This is a genomic window from Thermosyntropha lipolytica DSM 11003, from assembly GCF_900129805.1.
In the GTDB taxonomy this organism is placed as follows: domain Bacteria; phylum Bacillota; class Syntrophomonadia; order Syntrophomonadales; family Syntrophomonadaceae; genus Thermosyntropha; species Thermosyntropha lipolytica.
In genome coordinates this window covers 1-19,337 of record NZ_FQWY01000039.1, presented here as the reverse complement: position 1 = coordinate 19,337, position 19,337 = coordinate 1, and the positions used below count along the sequence as shown (strand labels likewise).

Genomic DNA, 19,337 nt, shown 5'->3' with positions numbered 1-19,337 from the left:
GATCGGGATGGGAGGGCAGTTCAAAATCTGCCAAAATCTTTTCCAAGGTCCCCGGACCTATTTTGGCTGCTCAGCCGGCTGCCCTTACCATCTGGGTAAGCCTTACTTTTTCCATATCCTCACCGTTCCACCTTTCATAGAAAAATATCTACTCCCGGCTTCCTGTTTCATAGACCGGGTGCTCGTAGACCGGTTTTAAAACCGTTCCGCCGCAGAGCCAATCTCCACAGGCGTTAATTCCCGCAGAACTTGCGGTACTCATGTTTATGCAATATTTGCATACTGCATAAGGTTTATAGCTGCATTAATGTCTCTATCATGTTTCGCTCTGCATTCCGGACATTCCCACTGCCTGGTTGAGAGTTTTAATTCGGGGAGAATATAACCACAATTGCTACATTTTTTACTTGATGGATAAAACCTGGGAGCGATTATCAGTTTTGAGCCCCTTTCCCTTTTATCCTTATGGTTAAGGGTTATACAAATGCCTGCATAAAAGCTTTATATCCCTTATAAGCCATATAAAGATCAGCTTTGCTTACGATTTCAAAAGGCGAGTGCATGCTGAGAACGGCTACTCCGCAGTCTACAACCTCCATACCGTAATAAGCTACATACTGGGCAACCGTTCCCCCTCCTCCTATATCTACCTTGCCCAATTCCCCTACCTGCCACAAGACCTTGTGCTCATCAAAAAGCTTTCTAATCTTCCCTAAAAATTCAGGATTAGCATCATTAGACTCGGCTTTGCCCCGCGAGCCGGTATATTTAGTAAGGACTACTCCTCCGGCCAGGAAACTGCAGTTCATCTTTTCAAAAACTTCCGGATAATTCGGATCAATGGCCGCATTTACATCAGCAGAAATGGCATAAGAATTGGCCAGGGTCTGGCGCACAGCATAATAACTGTCTTTTCCTGTTTTATAAAGCAAAAGGGTGATCAGGTTTTCGATGATAAGGGATTGCAGGCCCGTATTCCCGGTACTCCCTATTTCCTCCTTGTCAACGAAAAGGCAAAGTGCTGTACGCTTAGGCCTTTCTACCTCCAGAACTGCCTGCAGGGAAGTATAGGCACTAACCCGGTCATCCTGTCCATATCCGCCTATCATACTCCTGTCCAATCCTACTTCCCGGGCTTTAAAAGCAGGCACCAGCTGCAGTTCGGCACTGGTAAAATCATCTTCTTCGATATCATAGCGCGCTTGCAGAATCTCCATTATATGCCTTTTTATTTTATCTTTTTCCTCGCCTATAAGCGGGCGGCTTCCTATTAGGACATTCAGATCTTCGCCTTTAACTGCCTCTGCCATCTTCTTCTCCATCTGTTCTTTGGCCAGGTGGGGAAGCAGATCAGATATGGTAAAAACAGGATCATCTTCCCCCTCTCCTATGTTTATCTTTATAACCCGGCCATCCTTTTTAACTACTACTCCATGTAGAGCTAAAGGGATACTGAGCCACTGGTATTTCTTGATCCCTCCATAATAATGAGTTTTAAAAAGAGCCATATTATCTTCTTCATACAGAGGCCGGGGTTTTAAATCAATGCGGGGGGCATCGATATGGGAAACTACTATATTTATGCCTTCAACCAGCGGTTTTTCTCCTATTACCAGCAGGGCAGCTACTTTATTCTTTTCCGTCCAGTAAAACCTTTGCCCCGGCTTAATACCTTCACTCGACGTTAAATCTTCAAAACCCGCCCTCTTAGCTTCCGCAACAATAAAATCCACCGTTTCCCGTTCGGTTTTGGCCTTATTCAGAAAATCCACATACCCCTGGCTGAAATTTTCGATAAGACCCAGTTCTTCTTTATCGATTTTTTCCCATATAATATTACTCTCTCTGCCCATCTTTTGACCTCCTTCAAAATATGGTATTCAGGCTTCCTTTTATCCTTTTAAAAACCACCGTTCTTTAAGCAGATTTAAAGTATTAAAAGCTTTAAATATAATGTTGGCCAAATAAGAATTATCTATACCTTGCTCTAATAGCAGCAGGCTGCCTATACCCAGAGCAGCTCCATATCTTACAAATGGAGTTAGAAAAACAAAAGCTACCGCCAAAATAACCACATTCTTAAGCAGAACCACCATCATGCCGGCCAAACGGTTTAGCCCTGCCCAGAATCCGGTCATAAAAATTATATCCAGATAGCTCCATAAAAACCTGACCACCCTGCTCCCTATAATTAAGAGCACCATAAAAGATAAAGCCAGAAGCAAAAAAGAAGCTAAAGAATAGGCTATATCAGCTTCCTGCCTGCCGGGTAAAAACGGCACCCCTTCACCTATACCTGCTGCCGGCAGAGCAGTTAAAAAAAGCCTCTCCCGCAAAAAATCAGCCATCAGGGTTATAACCCCATAATAATCTTCCATATATAGAGCTAAATTATCGTAATAAGCCCAGGCCAGGATAAGCCCGGCAGCTAACCCTATGATTCCGCTTAAAGCCTTAATAAATCCTTGCTTAAAACCTGCAAAAAGGCTTCCGACCAAAAAGATGAGGATAATATAATCTACCCAGTTAAACTCCATACCTTCCCCAAGCCATTATAAAACTATTTTTAAAATTATAACATACTTTAAGGAAAATCCAGCCAAAAATAGAGAAGGAGCCCTAAGGCTCCTTCTATGGCAAACATTCCCTCTCCCCCGCGATTATATTTTACAAATTATACCGCTCATAAAACTGTTTTATTACTAATAAGTATAAATGATGCCATAAAAAAAATAAATACCCTTTTAAAAAATTTTTTCATAAATTAGCCTTTGCCTTTTCTATTTGGGCTCCAGTATAAATAACAAAAAGATAGCTACAATAAATGGAAAGTGCTATAATAATTCTGCAGCAGAAGCTACGGGAGGGAAAAAGCATGGAAATGATAGCCACCTTTAAAGATATGGCTACTATAACTTCCTATATGAGAAACTTCGGCATGTGGGCCCCTCTCATCGCTTTTATCCTTTTTACCCTCCAGGCTGCTTTTCCTGTATTCCCTTATATAATACTGGCTTCCGCCGGAGGCATTCTTTTTGGTTTTAAAACCGGTTTTCTTCTCGCCTGGTCAGGTGCTCTGGCTGGAGCCTGTCTGGCCTACTGGATAAGCCGTTATGTAGCATCAGACTGGGTAATCGAGCAGGTTAAAGACAGGCTAGGCTATGATCTCACCCAGATAGATAACCGCATGGCCTTCTGGACCATAGTTTTAGTCCGGGTGCTTCCCATCTTCCCTACGCCGGTTATCAATGTAGCTGCAGGAGTAAGTGGCATGCCCTTTTGGAGTTTCTTCTTCTCTTCTGCTATCGGCAAAATCCCTACCGCCGTCCTTTATACCGGGCTGGGGATATGCCTTTTTAACACCCATGATGTAAAAATGGCCATCATAATTATAGCCGCCATAGCCATGACCGCTCTTCTCGCTCATTTTTTGAAAAAAGAAGGCAAAATTTCTTTCATTAAACCGGGAAAAGGTGAATAAATATAAAAAAAGCCGCAGCTATTCTAAAAGCTGCGGTCTTTATATCTTCTATTCTGGCGGAAGCGTGTGAGAATCGAACTCACCTGCGCCGGGACCACCGCCGCACGACTGGATTTGAAGTCCAGGCGGCCCACCAGGACCGATCCGCTTCCGCTTATGAGTATATAACTTTTCCTTATACTTGTCAAATACAGGTTTTGCTAAACTTCCGGCCTTACTATAACCGATTCTATAGGATAACCTTTCTTTTTCAGCTCCTCAATCGCCTCTTCACAGTCCAGAGCTTCCACCCTTATTATGGCTTTATACAAATCGCGCACCTTATCATAATATACTACGGTATTCAAAATATTTATCTTCCTCTGCCCAAAAACCGCCGTAATGTCAGCTAGTATTCCCGGTTTGTTTTCTATAAATATATCTATACGGGTATGGGGCTTGTTTACTCCCAGTATTTCGATAAAAGCGTCAAATATATCGGTTTCGGTTATAATGCCTACCAGTTCGCCATTTTCTACTACCGGCAATCCGCTTATGGTATGTTCGCGCATCAATTTAGCTGCCCTTTCAATATAGCTTTCGGCATCTACGGTAACCAGCTTCTGTTTTTTCGGCATTATGTCTTTTATTTTAGTTTTAGCCAGAATATAATTTAACTCATGAATGCTCAAAGAGGTTGCGGATGAAGGCATGGCATGGTTCAGGTCGCTTAAGGTTATTATCCCTACCAACCTGCCATGATCCATAACCGGAAGCCGGCGGATATTGTTTTCCTTCATCAGCCGAAAAGCATCATTTACCGAGCTTTCCATCTCAACCGTTATTACCCGGGTAGTCATTTTGTCCTTTACCTTCATCTTTATAAAGCCTCCTTCAGCGCTTTTATACAAATAAAGGCGGCCTCTTTTAACCGCCCAAATAAGCCTTCTTTACCTCTTCACTCTTCATTAATTCTCCTGCCTGCCCGGAAAGGACTATCTCACCAGTTTCCAGGACATAAGCCTTATCAGCGATGGAAAGAGCCATGTGGGCATTCTGCTCTACCAGGAGAATAGTAGTACCCCGGTTGTTTATATCCTTTATTATTTCAAATATTTCTTTAACCAGCAGGGGGGCTAAACCCATAGAAGGTTCATCCATAAGCAAAAGCGAAGGCCTGGCCATCAAAGCCCGGCCGATAGCCAGCATCTGCTGTTCTCCTCCGCTTAAAGTCCCGGCCAGCTGTTTGCGTCTCTCTTTCAAACGGGGAAACCGGTCAAATACCTCTTCCAAGTCTTTGGCTATTCCTTTTTTATCCTTTCTAAGATAAGCTCCCATTTCCAGATTCTCTAATACCGTCATGCCAGCAAAAACCCGCCTGCCCTCTGGCACCTGGGATATGCCCATGGCGACAATTTTTTCCGGTGGCACTTTCGTAATATCAACACCTTTAAAAATTATGCTCCCACTTCTGGGACGCAGGAGGCCGGATATCGTTTTAAGGGTAGTAGTTTTCCCTGCTCCATTAGCACCGATCAAAGTAACAATACTACCCTGTTCAACTTCCAGGGAAAGCTTTTTTAGGGCATGAATAGCTCCATAGTATACATCAATTTCGTTTACCTTAAGCATCCTCTATACCTCCTCTCCCAGATAAGCTTCAATGACCCGCTTATTGTTGCGGATTTCTTCCGGTTTGCCTTCAGCAATAACCTGTCCATAATCTAAAACATATATGCGCTCACATACCCCCATAACCAGGGACATATCATGCTCGATGAGCAGTATGGCCAGCTTAAATTCATCCCGCAAACGGCGAATAAGCTCCATAAGTTCCAGGGTTTCATTGGGGTTCATGCCGGCTGCCGGTTCATCCAGGATCAAAAGCGTAGGATGGGTAGCTAGAGCCCGGGCTATTTCCAGCCTCCTCTGCTCGCCATAAGGCAGGCTGGAGGCTATTTCCTCCCGGCGGTGATCGAGATTAAAAAGTTTAAGCCATCTTATCGCCTCTTCTTCTATCTCCTTTTCTCCCCGGTAAAAAGAATTTAACCGGAAAAGAGCTGCCGGCAAACTGTAAGGGACATTCTTATGCAAGGCGATTTTCACATTTTCCATAACCGTCAGATTATTAAAAAGCCTTATGTTTTGGAAGGTCCTGGCAATTCCCTTCTGACATATAACATAAGGGGGGAGTCCTCCTATATTTTCCCCTTTGAAGATAATTTCCCCGGCATCCGGTTTATATACCCCGGTTATAAGGTTAAAAACGGTGGTTTTGCCGGCACCATTAGGCCCAATAAGCCCTATAAGCTCATTTTCCCTTATTTCCAGGTTAAAATTAAGCACCGCACTTAAACCGCCAAAAGATTTGCATAAATTATTTATCTTAAGCAGCATCATTTTTTCCACTCCAAATCTTGCCCAAGATTTTAACTGACAGCTCTTTATTTCCCATCAGCCCTTGCGGCCGGTAAATCATCAACAGTATTAAAATAAGGGCATAAATTATCATGCGTATGGCGGGAAAAGCCTGCAAAGCCGCAGAAAGCAAGGTTATAAAAGCGGCAGCGATTACGGCTCCAGTTGTACTTCCCAGACCGCCTAAAACTACCATTACCAGGACATCAAAAGACTTAAGAAAATTAAACGTTTCCGGCTTTATGATGTAAAAATAGTGGGCATATAACCCCCCTGCCAGACCGGCAAAAAAAGCTCCGATCACAAAAGCCAAGACCTTGTAGCTGGTAATATTAATCCCCATCACTTCCGAGGCAATCTCATCTTCCCGCACCGAAATTATGGCCCGTCCATAGCTGGAATTGATAAGATTTTGAATAGTTGCTATGGTAATCACTACCCCAGCAAAAAGCCATCCCCAGGTAGTCATCTTGGGAATGCCTACAATACCAGCTGGACCTCCTACATACTCTATATTTTGCAGTATTACCCGAATTATTTCCCCAAATCCTAAAGTGGCAATAGCCAGATAATCACCTTTAAGCCTTAAAGTAGGAACCCCGATTACAAACCCGGCGGCAGCTGCTGCCAGACATCCTCCTACTAGACCGACTAGAAAAGGCATGCCCATAAATTTCGTTAAAACTACGGAAACATAAGCCCCTACCGCCATGAATCCAGCATGTCCCAGGGAAAGCTGCCCGGTAAAACCGTTGATGAGGTTGAGGCTGACCGCCAAAATAATATTTATGCACAAAGAAGTTATGATTATCTGATGGTACTGGTTAAAAACGCCTACCGTAATAAAATACTGCACAAAAAGAAAAATAAAGGCCAGTATTAAAATTTCCGCTCCTAATTTTCCCCATCTGTTTGCGAAAACATTCATAATCATTATTCACCTACACTTTTTCCCCGGTATTCTTGCCAAATATACCGGTAGGCTTGATAAGTAATATAAGGATAAGTATGCCAAAAGCTACGGCATCCCGATAAAGGCTGTTGCCGTAACCGCTAACCAGGGTTTCCAAAATCCCTAAAATAAAGCCACCCACCATAGCTCCGGGAATTATTCCTATTCCTCCCAGTACTGCCGCCACAAAAGCTTTAAGACCGGGAAGGATCCCCATCAGGGGATTTATGGTATTATAATATACCCCTATCATTACCCCGGCAGCTGCCGCCAGAGCAGAACCAATAGCAAAAGTCACCGATATAGTATTATCCACATTTATGCCCATCAAAACCGCAGCATCCTTATCTTCCGAAACCGCCCGCATGGCTTTACCTGTTTTGGTGTTTTTGACAATAAACTGCAGAATAACCATCAGCAGAATGGCGGATATAAAGATAAATATATCCTTATTGGAAACGGAAATACCCGCCAGGCTATAATCCTGTACGGGAAATGTTCCTTGCGGGAATATCCTCTGCTGCGGAGTCAAGAAAAATATAGTAGTATATTCTAAAAACAGGGACACTCCGATGGCAGTTATAAGAGCTGCTATGCGTGTAGCTCTCCGTAAAGGCTTATAGGCTACCTTTTCAATAATTACCCCCAGGAGCGCACATGCCAGCATGGCAAAAATCATGGCCACTACTATATTGGTGCCCAGCATGCTTACGGAAAAAAACCCAACATAAGCACCTACCATCATGACATCGCCGTGGGCAAAATTTATAAGCTTTATTATGCCATAGACCATGGTATATCCCAGGGCAATAAGCGCATATATAGCGCCCAGAGATAATCCATTAACTATCTGTTGCATTAATTCCAGCAATTCAGCCACTTCCTCCTATTAGTGGTACCGTAAAGAGAGGGGATAGATCCCCTCTCCTATCATTTTGCCATTACTTAGGTTCAATTCTGGTGTTCATTACCTGTTTGCCATCTTTAAATTCAATGATAACCCCTGCTTTAACCGGGTTATGCTGTTCATCGATAGTCATTTTGCCGGTTACGCCTTCAAAATCCTTAATATTGGCCAAAGCATTCTTAATATCTTCCGGATTGGTGCTATTAGCATCTTTTATCGCCTGTACCAGAAGCTGTACCGCATCATAAGCTAAAGCAGCAAAAGCATCCGGATCCTTGTTGTACTTAGCCCGGTAAGCCTTTACAAACTCCTGTACTTTAGGATTCGGATCTTCTACGGAATAGTGATTGGTAAAGTAAGTATTATTGAGGTTAGCCTTACCAGCTACTTCTACCATATCCGGAGAATCCCAGCCATCTCCACCACCAATAGCCACATTTATGCCTAATTCGCGTGCCTGCTTGATAAGAGGAGCTACCTCTTCATAATAACCGGGAACGTAGATAAAATCAGGATTCAAGCTTCTTATCTTGGTTAAAGTAGCCCTAAAATCACGGTCTCCTTTGATAAAGCCTTCTTCAGCTACTATCTGGCCACCCTTTTCGATAAAGGTTTTCTTGAAGTAATCAGCCAGGCCTTTGCTGTAATCATTGGAAGCATCTTTTAAGATAGCTGCTTTTCTAGCTCCCAAATTATCATAAGCGAACTGGGCCATTAAAGTTCCCTGGAACGGGTCAATAAAGCATACGCGGAAGATATAATCTAAAGTTTCTCCCTTTTCATTAACAGTTACACTTACAGCCGTAGCGGCAGGAGCAATAAGAGGAATCTTATTGTCCATCATAACCGGAGTACATCCCTGCACATTACCACTGGTAAGTGGTCCGATCTGAGCTACTATGCCTTTAGTTACCAGATCAGCACTTACGCTCATGGCTTCATCGGCTGATGACTTGTTATCCCTTTCAATAGCTTTAAGCTTCTTACCTAAAATGCCGCCCTGTTCATTGATCTGTTCGATAGCCAGAAGGGCTCCATCCCGGGCATTGCTGCCATAGCTGGCAACTGCTCCCGAAAGCTCTGCATTTATGCCTATCAGTATCTCCTCAGCAGCCGCTTCTTTCCCTCCTCCAGCTTTCCCGCCACATCCGGCCACCATGCCGAATGCGAAAAGCAGTAAAACCAACCAGACTACCTTCCTACTTACTCGCATCTACCTTCCTCCTTTTAGTTTTATTTTCCTTCACGGCTGTGCCCCGTGAAACTTCATCGCGTACTCATTTCCCACTTGCCGCACCGGTCTCCCCAGCGAGCAATAAGCTCATCATTCTCGTAAAACTGCACTACTTCACAGGCATTAGAACAGCCATTACATTCAAAACTATCGGTCTTAAAACTTATATCCTTTATATTAAACCCTTTAAAGTTAGTCTGGCCTGTTTTTTTCGTAGCCTCCCGGGCCAGGAGAGCAGCCCCGATAGCTCCCATCACCCCGTGTTCTTTGGGAACAATCACTTCCAGGCCCAGATATTTATTAAAAGCAGCCACCAGGCCTTTATTGGCGGCTACCCCCCCCTGAAAGACGACTGGGGGCAAAATTTCTTTCCCTTTGCCTACATTATTCATATAATTCCGTACCAGAGCCTCACAGAGTCCGGCAATAATATCCTCAATATTATAGCCCAGCTGCTGTTTATGTATCATATCTGATTCGGCAAAAACTGCACACCTTCCGGCGATACGTACCGGGTTCTTAGCCTTAAGGGCATAATCTCCGAATTCTTCGATAGGAATGCAAAGCCGGTTAGCCTGCTGATCGAGAAAAGACCCGGTACCGGCTGCACATACTGTATTCATGGCAAAATCAGTAACGACTCCATTGCGCAGGATTATTATCTTGGAATCCTGTCCGCCAATTTCAATTATGGTCTGAACCCCTTTAACTACATTGGAAGCAGCTACGGCATGGGCAGTTATTTCATTTTTTACGATATCAGCCCCTACAATCATGCTTACCAGATAGCGAGCACTCCCGGTAGTTCCTACCCCGGCGATTTGCACCTTGTCTCCTACTTCTTCTCCTACCGAATAAAGACCTTTCTGCACCGTTTCAATAGGCTTGCCGTTGGTGCGAAGATACCTGGAAGCTATAACTTCCCCTTTTTCATCGATTATTACCACATTGGTACTTACTGAACCTACATCTACTCCTAAATAACCTATCATACGACTAACCTCTCCCGCTTTTTGCTCTCCCGGCGTTTTTCCAAAAGATCGACAAAAGCTTCCAATCTAGTCTGTACGCCGGCTTTTCCTGTCTGTTCATCAATAAACAAGGTCAAAACCGGTATATCATAATCCCTGCTCACCTTAGGCAAAATGCTTTTGGCTACAATCTCAGGTATACAGGCAAAAGGAGCCAGCTGTACCACGCCATCAAAACCGTGTTTAGCATAAAGAATAGTTTCGCCTATGCTGTTTACCCCATGTCCTCCGATCGGTGCCTCTTTAATATAAGGCCGGGCTACGGCAAAAATATCTTCTTCCCGATTTATAATAGCACTCTCCCGGGTATAAGAGGTAAGATAAATTGAACGATCTGTCTGTACCCCCATTTCACCCAGCATAATCTGGATATAGTGATTGGCCGCTGGTTCCAGAACTACATAGATCTCACCTACTATGCCTACTTTAAGAGGGTTGCGGCTTAAATCCTGCGGCACCTGGTTTATGACCTTGAGCCCTTCCTGCCTGGCTTCTTCTATTTCTTTTACCGAATTAGCCTTATCTATCATATCCAGCGCTTTCCATAAAGCCCGGGTAGTATCTCCCCGGTTTATTTCATAAGGCCTTACTTCATGGGAGCGCATTTCAATATCATCAATAGCCTTAATCTTTTCCCAGGCGGTTTTTATGACCTGAATAAACTCCCTAACCGAAAGTCCGCCGCTTTTCCGCAGGCGATGAAGTTTGCGCCAAAAATCTTTAAGATCGCAAAGCGGAGGCTCAAAAGCTATTATTTCTAAATCTTTTCCCAGCTCATTCAGTATGTACTGGTGCATAACCCAGTAATACCCGGCCCGGCAGGGCCCCATCCCGCCTGAGGTTATAATAACTTCAGCTCCTTTTTCCGCCACTTCTAGATAAGTCCCCATCAGGATCTTAAACGGAATACAGGCAAATTCCGGAGCATACCTTACTCCCAGATCTAAAGTCCTCTTGCTCGGCTCAGGAGGAACTATGCACTCATGCCCTATATTTTCCACCAGCCATTTAAAGGCAATATATGAATGTCCCATATGCGGAAAACTTATTTTCATCGCGTAGCCCTCCTGTAGCGCAGCATATCGACAAAAGCTTCTATGCGTGTCCTTACTCCTGCTTCTCCACTATGCTCATCAACCGACACCGTAAGATAAGGTTTATTATGCTTGTTGCATTCTATTTCCAAAAGTTTGTCCACCATCGAATCAGGCCCACAGGCAAAAGCTGTCACATGGATAATACCATCAATATCCTTTTGCTTCATAAAATATAAGCCGCCATAAACCGCCCGGTTAGAAAAATACCAGAAAAGGCTTTTCGGTATATACTTTTGCTGTTTATTTAAAATCTTATTGCTCAGGATATCCTGGGTATAAACCCTGGCTTTTTCCTTTTCTAAAAGCTTTAAAAGCCCTACATTGACATACGGATCATATATTACATAAGGATAGCCCACTACGGCAATATTAAGATCAAAGCCATCCCTATTCAGATCTTCTTCTTTTTTCTTGCCTTCTATTATATCTAAAGCCAGGTGGGGAAGAACCCCTTTTGCTAAAAGCTGGTTAAATCTTTTCTGTACAGCAAGCGCTTTCTTATAGGCAGCCAAAACCTCTTTCCCTTCATGTCCCAGCATATCTCCGGTTTCCTGGCAAGCCTTTAAGAGCTCTTCTTTTCCCGGCTTTAGATCTATCCGGGTATCTATTACCGGGGGCAGTTTATCAATGGCCACCCTTATCATATCCGGTAAACCTAAAAATTTAGGGCAAAAGGTTTCGGTTCCAAAATCGCCATGCCGGCGCAGGCTTACCAGCCGCGGAGAAAATATAAAATCCGCCTTGCCTATAAGTTTAGCTACATGTCCGTGGTATATCTTTATCGGAATACAGGCATCATTTACTGCATCTTCTACTCCCCGGTCCAGTATAGCTTTGGTCGTAGGCGGTGAAACTACTACCTGATGTCCCAGCTCGGTAAAAAAAGCCTGCCAAAAAGGAAAATAAAGAAAATAAGCTAAAGTACGCGGTATTCCTATTTTCGCCACTTTCCAAAATCCTCCTGCTTTCTCCCCTGGCTTCACTTAAACTTTTACCCTTACATCCCCTATCCGGCGGGTAAAACGAATCCTATCATAATATTCTACCAAAGGCAAAGCATACTTGCGAGTAGTTTTCAATAAATCTCTCGCTGTTGCCAGGGTAAGTTCTTTTTCCCGGCTAAAATAATCGCTCAATATCGCTTTTCCTTTTTCTATCGCTTCCCGGGTAAAAAACATATCTGAGCTTACCTTTACTATATACCCCTCTTCCAGAAGGTAATTTATAATCTCTTCCAGTATCTCCTCATCCAAACCCAGCTTTTCTTTAAGCTCATCCACCGATGGCGGGGTGAAAAGATTGGCTTCCATTTCTTGCTTAATCTTTTCTATCCATGCCTTTTCCTTATCCCCGGGAAGGGGAACAAATCCTTTAAGCATTAAGGCATTGTTTTTGCTTTCCAGGCTTCCCCTCTCCTCAAAAAGCTTTAATATCTGGTTAAATACCTTGCTGCTTATATGGCCGAAAAAGCGGCTGCGCATATCTTCTTTGGGATAACCCGGACGCAGAGGATATTTGCGGTGATAAAGCTTTAAGTTTTCCACCAGCTTGGCTTCTATTTGCTCCAGTCCATAATTACTAATATATACCCCTTTGCTTATTTCGACAACCTTATTTTCGCTGGCAAGTTTTTCTATTTCCTCCCTTATTTCTCCTTCCGTTACTCCTGTCGCTTTCATCAAGTCTTCCAGGGTCAAAATCTCAAGGGGTTTGGATTCCAGTTCAAAAAGGAGCATTTCGGACAGGCTTCCTTCCTCTTTTACCGCCATCTCCTTCAGCACTTCTTCATTAAATCTTTTCTGCTTTACCGCCTGGGGATCAATTATAACCCCGCCTCCGATAGTGGTAACCGGAGAATAGTAGCGGACCACAAAAGGATCCCCCTTATGGCATACTACCGGCTCTTCCATCACTATCTGCACATAAGCCTCTTCTCCCGCCTTAAGCTCATCCCTGCTCAACAAAACTACCCTTCCTAATACCTCATCCGTACCCAGGTGAAAATGTATTCGGCTCCAATTCTTCAAAGTACGGTCAGTGGAATTTATCAGCCTTAATTTGGCATCTACCCGGTAGCTGGGAGCAAGAAAGCCCGGAGTAGCCAGCCAGTATCCACGCTTTATATCTGCCACTTCCACCCCCTGCAGGTTTACCGCTACCCTCTGCCCGGCATAAGCTACCTCCACCTTTTCATTATGTACCTGCAGGTTGCGGATTTTTATCTCTCTTTTTACCGGCAAAAGCTCTACCGTATCTCCCACCCGGAACTGGCCCGACCATAAAGTGCCGGTTACCACCGTCCCAAAACCAGGCATACTGAAAACCCGGTCAATGGGAAGCCTTGCCTGCCCAAAAGCCGGCTTTTCTTCTACCTCTTGGGCCACCCGCATTATCTCCTTTACCAGTTCATCCAGCCCTTCCCCCGTAACCGAAGAAACGCTTATTATAGGAGCCCCTTTAAGAATAGTCCCCTCCACATACTCTTTTACCTCTTCTTCCACCATAAGCAGCCAGTCTTCATCTACCATGTCTTTTTTGGTCAGGACAATAATGCCTTTTTTGACCCCTAAAATTTCAATAATATCCATATGCTCACGCGTCTGAGGCATAATGCCTTCATCGGCCGCAATAACGAAAAGCACCATATCTATACCAAAAGCGCCTGCCAGCATATGTTTGATAAACCTTTCATGCCCGGGCACATCCACAATCGCCGCCCTTTGCCCATTAGGAAGCACAAAAGGAGCAAATCCCAGTTCAATAGATATTCCCCTCTTCTGCTCTTCCTTCAAGCGGTCAGTATTTATCCCAGTTAAAGCCTTAACCAAGGTAGTCTTGCCATGGTCAATATGTCCAGCCGTTCCGATAACAACCCGTTTCAACCTTTCTTCCTCCTTACCTTGCCAGCTGCATTTACCTAATTAAGCATGGTAGACTGCCTTATAAAGCAGTTCAGCCACCAGTGGATAATCTTCCTCCAAAAGAGTGCGCACACTTATAAGCAGTCTATCCTCCTTAACCCTGGTAACCAGAGCCGGCCTTCCCCGGCGCAAAGCGGAGGATATTTTATCTATCTTCAAATCAGCCAGTTCTATTTCCACTCCATAGCCTGGAAGCAAGGTAGCCGGATAGGCCCCGCCCCCTACCATATCCTCCAGCTGTACCATCTCTATTTTCTTCACCTGTTTATCTCCCTCAAACCTGGAAACTAAAAGCTCCTTTAGTTTTTCCGCCCTCTCCCTTAATTCCTCCCGGGAAAGGGTAAGCATATTTATGACGGGAATATCCCGGTAAGGGTTTCCGCACCAGTATTCAAGCAGCGTACCTTCCAGGGCGGATATAGTAAGCTTATCCACCCGTAAAGCCCTGGTCAGCTGATTTTTCTTCATCGCCTCTACATATTCTTTTTTGCCCACTATTATCCCCGCCTGAGGCCCGCCCAAAAGCTTGTCTCCACTAAAAGTAACAATATCCGCTCCTGCCTTTATACACTGCTGAACCGTAGGTTCATCCTTAAGCCCCCAGGGGGAAAGGTCGCAGAGAACCCCGCTTCCCAAATCCTGCATAACCGGAAGCCCTTTTTCCCGCCCCAGTTTCACCAGCTCGGAAAGCTCCACTTCCTGGCTGAAGCCAATTATCTTGTAATTAGAAGTATGAGCCGCAAAAAGCAACGCCGTATTCTCATTTATCGCTTCGGCAAAATCCCTTATATACGTCTTATTCGTAGTCCCTACTTCCACCAGTTTAGCCCCGCTCAGCTTCATCACCTCAGGGATGCGGAAAGCCCCCCCTATTTCCACCAGCTGTCCCCGGGAAACTATTACCTCCCGGCCTTTAGCCAGGGTATTCAAACCTAAAAGAACCGCAGCCGCGTTATTGTTTACCACCAGGGCTGCCTCGGCCCCGGTTAACTTCCGCAAAAGCTCCTCCACATGAAAATACCGGCTTCCCCGTTCCCCTTTTTCCAAATCAAACTCCAGATTATTGTAATTTACTGCCATTTCCTGCATATTATGGAGGGCCCTCCTGCCGAGAGGGGCTCTTCCCATATTGGTATGCAGAACTACCCCGGTGCCGTTTATAACCTTGCGCAGGGTTCCACTAGCTTCCTCTTCGCTGACCTGCCTTATCTCCTCTATAATCCTTTCTACCAGCTCTTCCCTGCTCCATTCCTCATTTACATTTTTCAAATACTGCCTTATCCGTTCCAGGGCTTGGCGTACAACTCCTACCACAAAATCCCGGTTATAGACCTTAAAAAAACTTTCCAGCTCTCTATACTGCAAAATTTCATCTACCGGGGGAATTTTTTTTAAATTGATCATTTTTTACCTCCTGCTATCTTCTTTTACTTCCTAATATTATAGTATATCTGTTCTAACATGTCTTTTCCCGCTTTAAAAAATAATGCCCAGATAATAACCAGCCCCAAAAAGCCAAAAGCCGGATATATCCTGCCTACCAGATCGGAAAAACTAAAAAGGGATAAAGGCACAGCCATCACTATACACAAGAGCAAACAAAACTGATAGTTTAAACTGGTAAGCCGGGAAAAGCGCAAAGCAAAACCATAAGCATTAGCTAAAGCTGTTGTAAGTATTCCCAGCCATAAAACAACAGTATACACATATTTTACCTTTATGTTTATATTGCCGGCTATAAAAAGCATAGGCACCTGATAATACATAACATGGGGCAAAAAATTGCCCAGCGCCCGATAGGTAAAAACAATCAACATGCCCAGAACTATTCCTCCCATAGCTGCCCCTGCCATACCGGTCAGCGGCGAAGTTACCGCTCTATACTCGGTCAACACCACCAGGGCCAGGGCAAAATTATAAGCCACATAAAGAAAACTCGAAACTAGCCAGAAACCTGCCTCTTCATAAATCATAAAAGAAGTATAAACCTCCATCTGGTCTGCTTTAAAGATAAAAGCCGCATAGGCAGTTATAAAAACTAAAAACATCAGCTTTACCGGAACCAGCAGGTTATAAGATAAAAAAAGCCCTTTTCTTCCTGTAATAAGGAAAATGATTACCAGAAGGCAGGCACTTATAATCCCTGAAACTTTGGATAGATAAAGATGTTCATAAAAAACAGCTCCACTGGCTGCCAGCATCGTGCTTATGCCCAGGAAAAGGAAAAAGGTAAGCATAAAATCTACCAGCACACCCCACCTGGTTCCCAAAAAATAGGTGAGCATCTCCTGATAATTATCTATACCTTCTTTATGAGCGGTATAAATAAGCAGCATGCCCAGAAGAGCAAACAGCCCTCCTGCCAGCAAAGCTCCTTTAAATCCGTAAGCCCCATAAACGACAAAAAACTGCACAATCTCCTGCCCGGAAGCAAACCCGGCTCCGATTACCGCTCCTAGATACCCCATAACCACCATTAAACTCCGCTTTATAGCCCCCAGCTCCTCTCCCGGTTGGTATAAAATCTTTTTCTCCCGGCAAAAATAGGGAATAAATCAATTTTATTGGAGGTTGGCAAATTGTCTCTTACTCAGCCGGTGACAAACCTATCTTATTCCTATCATTATGATGAACCTTATTGTTTTAGTAAAATTGAAGAAACAATTTATCAGTTATTAATGGAAGTAGAGGATATTTTTTCCCGGGAAATAATTTATGTGTGCATAGGAACCGACAGGGCAACAGGAGATTGTCTGGGACCGCTTACCGGAAGCAAGCTTAAAAGCTACCTGGCATCTGCTCATATCTACGGCACCCTGGAAGAACCTGTTCATGCCGTGAACTTGAGTTCTACCCTGCTACATATAAAAGAAAACTTTTCCCGTCCTCTGATTATCGCTGTTGATGCTTCCTTAGGGAACAAAGACCGCATAGGCTATATAAACATAAGAAAAGGCGCCATCAAACCGGGAACCGCCCTTAAGAAAGATCTACCCGAAGTGGGCGATTTTCATATCTCCGGGGTAGTAAATGTAGGCGGATTTTTAGAGCACATGGTTTTGCAAAACACCCGACTTTATACGGTTTACCGCATGGCTGAAACTATAGCCCAAGGCCTGTACCTTTTCCACCACCGTTTTACCCGCAAAAGCGCAAAGAGGGGAAGATAAAAAGCTTCCCCTCTTTATTTCTTTTCTTTTCCTCTCTCTTCTTTTTTCTCCATCTTCTTCATCCGGGCCAGCCCGTTTAATATGCCCCCTTCTTCGATGACCAGTATATCACAGGCAACATCACCATGCACCTGTCCGCTCGGGGCTATTTCTAGCCGGTTTTCCGCATGGACATTACCTTCTATATTCCCGGCAATAATTATATTCTTAGCTTTTATTTCCCCTTTCACCCATCCTTTCTCCCCTAAAACTACATCCCCTTCCGCCTTTATCTGCCCTTCCACCCTGCCATCAAGCCGCAGAGAGCCTTTAGTATGTATTTCTCCTTTTATCTCCATGTGATGGGAGATAAAAGTGTCAATATCCCCATAAGCAGCTTCTTTTTTCTTGCCCAGCACAGCAAAATCACTCCTTAAAATATAATTACGGCAAATATATAAGCGGGTCTTTTAGTTCTCCGTATTTCTTTACCGTAAAATGCAGATGGGGCCCGGTACTCCGTCCGGTATTGCCTAAGCGGGCAATCGGCTGCCCTTTCCTGACCACCTCTCCTTCCTTCACCAGCAAAGCCGAATTATGGCCGTAGATAGTGGTAAACCCATAGCCATGCTCAATTTCCACGGTTTTGCCATAAACCGGCTGCCAGCCGGCAAAAACCACCTTGCCGTCGGCTGCCGCCACAATAGTTTCCCCCACATTATTGGCAATATCAATCCCCTCGTGAAAAGTCTCCCGGCGTCCTCCAAAAGGCGATTTGCGGAAACCAAACGGCGAGGTTATCTCCCCTTTTACCGGCCACTGATTAGGCACCGAGCGGAAATAATCTTCCTTATTTTTAGCTAGAGCTAACATTTCATCCAGAGCTTGTTCTTCCCGACTCAGATAATTTTTAATATCCTGCAGCCGGTATAAAATATCACTTACATTTTCTCGCGAAGAAGCATCACGTCCTCCCTGCCCTCCCCGGGAAGGAAGGCTTTCCCGCCCGGAAGTTTCTTTTATGCCCATCAGCTTTTTTATCTCCTCTTGTTTGCGTTCAATATCTTCCTTTTGTTTTTCTATGCTCTCTATTTCCTGCTGAAGCAGCATTATAGCTTCTGCTTTTTCCTTATTATCCGCTTTAAGTTTATCTACCTGCCTTATCTGATCCTGGCTGTAAAAATAAAGCCCGCCTAAAGTCAGAAGCAAGGCCACTACCAGAAACATTCCCGCCGCCAGCCCTTTGATATGGGCATAGGAAATATTAAACCGCCTGGCTTGGGAGCCGCCGGGAGGAATAAAAAGAATCGTCATATACTTATGACCTTTTTTCCGCTTTTCCCGGTTAAAAAGCCAGGTTCTTTTCTTCCTCCTGCTCAACCTTTCATCACCTGCATTTAAAACCCAAATTTTGCCATCTATTGACTCCCGCCCTAATAAATTATTTACCTTTTTTCATTTTTTTATCAAGCTTTTTCCCTGGACTATCCCAACTAGTTTTTGCATTTAAATCATCCCGTCATTAATCACCCTTTTCTTCACAAGACATTTGTAATTACTCCTTGGGAGTTATTTTCTCTCTCTTTTTCCCCTGCATAAAAATATCTCCTTATCCGCTCACCAAGAAAAAAAAACTGCCTTTAAGGCAGGAATTTACAGATTTATTGCGAAATAAAATATAATAGCACAAAATTTACAAGCTGGTGAATTACCATGTTAAACCGTGATGATTATTCCTGGCCCCGCCGGGCCAGCATAAGCCGTTCCTATTTCAAATATGCGCTGCTTTCCGACTACAAACACTGGCTCTACTTTACCGGTGAAGATCCAGAATACATGCGCCCGGAAGACTATGCCTTTTTTGAAGTATACAACTGCTCCCTTTCTCCTTCGGAAATCCAGGCCAAAAAACTCACAAGGGGAAGTTAGAACACAAAGGGACGGTTCCTTTGTGCTGTCTTATATTTATACCGTCCCCCTGTACTTTTTAATTCAGTTTTTTCTTTAACTCCTCTATCCTCTCTACTGAAAGCCCGGTAATCTCGGCTATAGTTTCTATATCCAATCCTTTTTGTAAAGCATTCAGTGCTGCTTTTTCTATTCCTTTTTCTATTCCTTGTTCTATACCTTTGGCTATCCCTTCCTGTATCCCTTGTTCTCTACCTTCC

General features: G+C 44.0%; 20 protein-coding genes, 1 tRNA gene and 2 pseudogenes. 3 read left to right on the top strand and 20 right to left on the bottom strand.

Features of this window, described 5'->3' with window-relative positions:
* The 4 genes and pseudogenes from BUB92_RS12025 to BUB92_RS09310 all read right to left on the bottom strand — a co-directional run.
* Nucleotides 1-115, bottom strand: a pseudogene (locus BUB92_RS12025) (selenide, water dikinase SelD); the annotation flags it as partial.
* A gap of 149 nt (nt 116-264) precedes the next feature.
* The gene (locus tag BUB92_RS09320) at nt 265-480 is read right to left on the bottom strand and encodes a zinc ribbon domain-containing protein (protein ID WP_278280524.1); all 216 of its coding nucleotides are present in this window, start codon (nt 478-480) and stop codon (nt 265-267) included.
* The gene (locus tag BUB92_RS09315; protein ID WP_073093180.1) at nt 477-1,853 is read right to left on the bottom strand and encodes an aminopeptidase; all 1,377 of its coding nucleotides are present in this window, start codon (nt 1,851-1,853) and stop codon (nt 477-479) included. Before BUB92_RS09315 ends, BUB92_RS09320 begins: the two co-directional genes overlap by 4 nt.
* Nucleotides 1,854-1,892: 39 nt before the next feature.
* Nucleotides 1,893-2,537: a CvpA family protein gene (locus BUB92_RS09310; protein WP_073093178.1), complete on the bottom strand. Its 645-nt coding sequence runs from the start codon at nt 2,535-2,537 to the stop codon at nt 1,893-1,895.
* Nucleotides 2,538-2,875: 338 nt separating this feature from the next.
* Here BUB92_RS09310 and BUB92_RS09305 point away from each other — a divergent pair, with 338 nt between their 5' ends.
* The gene (locus BUB92_RS09305) at nt 2,876-3,481 is read left to right on the top strand and encodes a TVP38/TMEM64 family protein (RefSeq protein WP_159432329.1); all 606 of its coding nucleotides are present in this window, start codon (nt 2,876-2,878) and stop codon (nt 3,479-3,481) included.
* 54 nt (nt 3,482-3,535) lie between these two features.
* Here the strand turns inward: BUB92_RS09305 and BUB92_RS11570 are convergent.
* The 13 genes from BUB92_RS11570 to BUB92_RS09245 form a co-directional block, all read right to left on the bottom strand.
* Nucleotides 3,536-3,633, bottom strand: a tRNA-Sec gene (locus BUB92_RS11570).
* A 48-nt stretch (nt 3,634-3,681) separates the two neighbouring features.
* The gene (locus BUB92_RS09300; RefSeq protein WP_073093186.1) at nt 3,682-4,338 is read right to left on the bottom strand and encodes a CBS and ACT domain-containing protein; all 657 of its coding nucleotides are present in this window, start codon (nt 4,336-4,338) and stop codon (nt 3,682-3,684) included.
* Nucleotides 4,339-4,387: 49 nt separating this feature from the next.
* Nucleotides 4,388-5,092 (bottom strand): ABC transporter ATP-binding protein, encoded by a 705-nt coding sequence (locus BUB92_RS09295; protein ID WP_073093176.1) that lies wholly within the window; start codon nt 5,090-5,092, stop codon nt 4,388-4,390.
* A 3-nt stretch (nt 5,093-5,095) separates the two neighbouring features.
* Nucleotides 5,096-5,860, bottom strand: coding sequence for an ABC transporter ATP-binding protein (locus BUB92_RS09290; protein WP_073093174.1), 765 nt, complete (start codon nt 5,858-5,860; stop codon nt 5,096-5,098).
* Entirely contained in the window at nt 5,847-6,806 is a 960-nt protein-coding gene (locus BUB92_RS09285) for a branched-chain amino acid ABC transporter permease (RefSeq protein ID WP_073093172.1), read from the bottom strand. Before BUB92_RS09285 ends, BUB92_RS09290 begins: the two co-directional genes overlap by 14 nt.
* A 13-nt stretch (nt 6,807-6,819) precedes the next feature.
* On the bottom strand, nt 6,820-7,701 hold the full coding sequence (locus BUB92_RS09280; RefSeq protein ID WP_143156919.1) for a branched-chain amino acid ABC transporter permease: 882 nt from the start codon (nt 7,699-7,701) through the stop codon (nt 6,820-6,822).
* 70 nt (nt 7,702-7,771) lie between these two features.
* Complete coding sequence (locus BUB92_RS09275; RefSeq protein WP_073093170.1) at nt 7,772-8,950, bottom strand: ABC transporter substrate-binding protein; 1,179 nt, start codon at nt 8,948-8,950, stop codon at nt 7,772-7,774.
* A gap of 53 nt (nt 8,951-9,003) precedes the next feature.
* Nucleotides 9,004-9,963, bottom strand: coding sequence for an acyl-CoA dehydratase activase (locus BUB92_RS09270; protein WP_073093168.1), 960 nt, complete (start codon nt 9,961-9,963; stop codon nt 9,004-9,006).
* The gene (locus BUB92_RS09265; protein ID WP_073093166.1) at nt 9,960-11,057 is read right to left on the bottom strand and encodes a 2-hydroxyacyl-CoA dehydratase; all 1,098 of its coding nucleotides are present in this window, start codon (nt 11,055-11,057) and stop codon (nt 9,960-9,962) included. The genes BUB92_RS09270 and BUB92_RS09265 overlap by 4 nt, the downstream gene beginning before the upstream one ends.
* On the bottom strand, nt 11,054-12,046 hold the full coding sequence (locus tag BUB92_RS09260; RefSeq protein WP_073093164.1) for an acyl-CoA dehydratase activase-related protein: 993 nt from the start codon (nt 12,044-12,046) through the stop codon (nt 11,054-11,056). The genes BUB92_RS09265 and BUB92_RS09260 overlap by 4 nt, the downstream gene beginning before the upstream one ends.
* A gap of 36 nt (nt 12,047-12,082) precedes the next feature.
* Nucleotides 12,083-13,981, bottom strand: a complete 1,899-nt coding sequence (gene selB, locus BUB92_RS09255; RefSeq protein WP_073093162.1) for a selenocysteine-specific translation elongation factor — start codon at nt 13,979-13,981, stop codon at nt 12,083-12,085.
* A gap of 39 nt (nt 13,982-14,020) precedes the next feature.
* Entirely contained in the window at nt 14,021-15,424 is a 1,404-nt protein-coding gene (gene selA, locus BUB92_RS09250; protein WP_073093160.1) for an L-seryl-tRNA(Sec) selenium transferase, read from the bottom strand.
* Between the two features lie 23 nt (nt 15,425-15,447).
* Nucleotides 15,448-16,488: a YkvI family membrane protein gene (locus BUB92_RS09245; protein WP_073093184.1), complete on the bottom strand. Its 1,041-nt coding sequence runs from the start codon at nt 16,486-16,488 to the stop codon at nt 15,448-15,450.
* A gap of 111 nt (nt 16,489-16,599) precedes the next feature.
* On the opposite strand from BUB92_RS09245, the gene yyaC reads away from it, so the two are divergent.
* Nucleotides 16,600-17,190: a spore protease YyaC gene (gene yyaC, locus BUB92_RS09240; RefSeq protein WP_143156917.1), complete on the top strand. Its 591-nt coding sequence runs from the start codon at nt 16,600-16,602 to the stop codon at nt 17,188-17,190.
* A gap of 14 nt (nt 17,191-17,204) precedes the next feature.
* On the opposite strand, the gene BUB92_RS09235 is transcribed toward yyaC, so the two are convergent.
* Both BUB92_RS09235 and BUB92_RS09230 read right to left on the bottom strand, forming a co-directional pair.
* Nucleotides 17,205-17,588: a bactofilin family protein gene (locus BUB92_RS09235; RefSeq protein WP_073093156.1), complete on the bottom strand. Its 384-nt coding sequence runs from the start codon at nt 17,586-17,588 to the stop codon at nt 17,205-17,207.
* A gap of 25 nt (nt 17,589-17,613) precedes the next feature.
* Nucleotides 17,614-18,549, bottom strand: a complete 936-nt coding sequence (locus tag BUB92_RS09230) for a M23 family metallopeptidase (RefSeq protein ID WP_073093154.1) — start codon at nt 18,547-18,549, stop codon at nt 17,614-17,616.
* 333 nt (nt 18,550-18,882) lie between these two features.
* Between BUB92_RS09230 and BUB92_RS09225 the strand changes: the two genes are divergently transcribed.
* A complete protein-coding gene (locus tag BUB92_RS09225; RefSeq protein ID WP_073093152.1) occupies nt 18,883-19,098 on the top strand; it encodes a hypothetical protein in 216 nt (71 codons plus the stop codon).
* A gap of 58 nt (nt 19,099-19,156) precedes the next feature.
* On the opposite strand, the pseudogene BUB92_RS11565 reads toward BUB92_RS09225, so the two are convergent.
* Nucleotides 19,157-19,337, bottom strand: a pseudogene (locus BUB92_RS11565) (Rpn family recombination-promoting nuclease/putative transposase); the annotation flags it as partial.

Excerpts from the sequence above, each read along its gene's own strand:
- BUB92_RS09315 (WP_073093180.1), bottom strand. The coding sequence starts at position 1,853 with ATGGGCAGAGAGAGTAATATTATATGGGAAAAAATCGATAAAGAAGAA.
- BUB92_RS09310 (WP_073093178.1), bottom strand. The coding sequence starts at position 2,537 with ATGGAGTTTAACTGGGTAGATTATATTATCCTCATCTTTTTGGTCGGA.
- BUB92_RS09305 (WP_159432329.1), top strand. The coding sequence starts at position 2,876 with ATGGAAATGATAGCCACCTTTAAAGATATGGCTACTATAACTTCCTAT.
- BUB92_RS09300 (WP_073093186.1), bottom strand. The coding sequence starts at position 4,338 with ATGAAGGTAAAGGACAAAATGACTACCCGGGTAATAACGGTTGAGATG.
- BUB92_RS09295 (WP_073093176.1), bottom strand. The coding sequence starts at position 5,092 with ATGCTTAAGGTAAACGAAATTGATGTATACTATGGAGCTATTCATGCC.
- BUB92_RS09290 (WP_073093174.1), bottom strand. The coding sequence starts at position 5,860 with ATGATGCTGCTTAAGATAAATAATTTATGCAAATCTTTTGGCGGTTTA.
- BUB92_RS09285 (WP_073093172.1), bottom strand. The coding sequence starts at position 6,806 with ATGAATGTTTTCGCAAACAGATGGGGAAAATTAGGAGCGGAAATTTTA.
- BUB92_RS09275 (WP_073093170.1), bottom strand. The coding sequence starts at position 8,950 with ATGCGAGTAAGTAGGAAGGTAGTCTGGTTGGTTTTACTGCTTTTCGCA.
- BUB92_RS09270 (WP_073093168.1), bottom strand. The coding sequence starts at position 9,963 with ATGATAGGTTATTTAGGAGTAGATGTAGGTTCAGTAAGTACCAATGTG.
- BUB92_RS09265 (WP_073093166.1), bottom strand. The coding sequence starts at position 11,057 with ATGAAAATAAGTTTTCCGCATATGGGACATTCATATATTGCCTTTAAA.
- selA (WP_073093160.1), bottom strand. The coding sequence starts at position 15,424 with ATGATCAATTTAAAAAAAATTCCCCCGGTAGATGAAATTTTGCAGTAT.
- BUB92_RS09245 (WP_073093184.1), bottom strand. The coding sequence starts at position 16,488 with ATGGGGTATCTAGGAGCGGTAATCGGAGCCGGGTTTGCTTCCGGGCAG.
- BUB92_RS09225 (WP_073093152.1), top strand. The coding sequence starts at position 18,883 with ATGTTAAACCGTGATGATTATTCCTGGCCCCGCCGGGCCAGCATAAGC.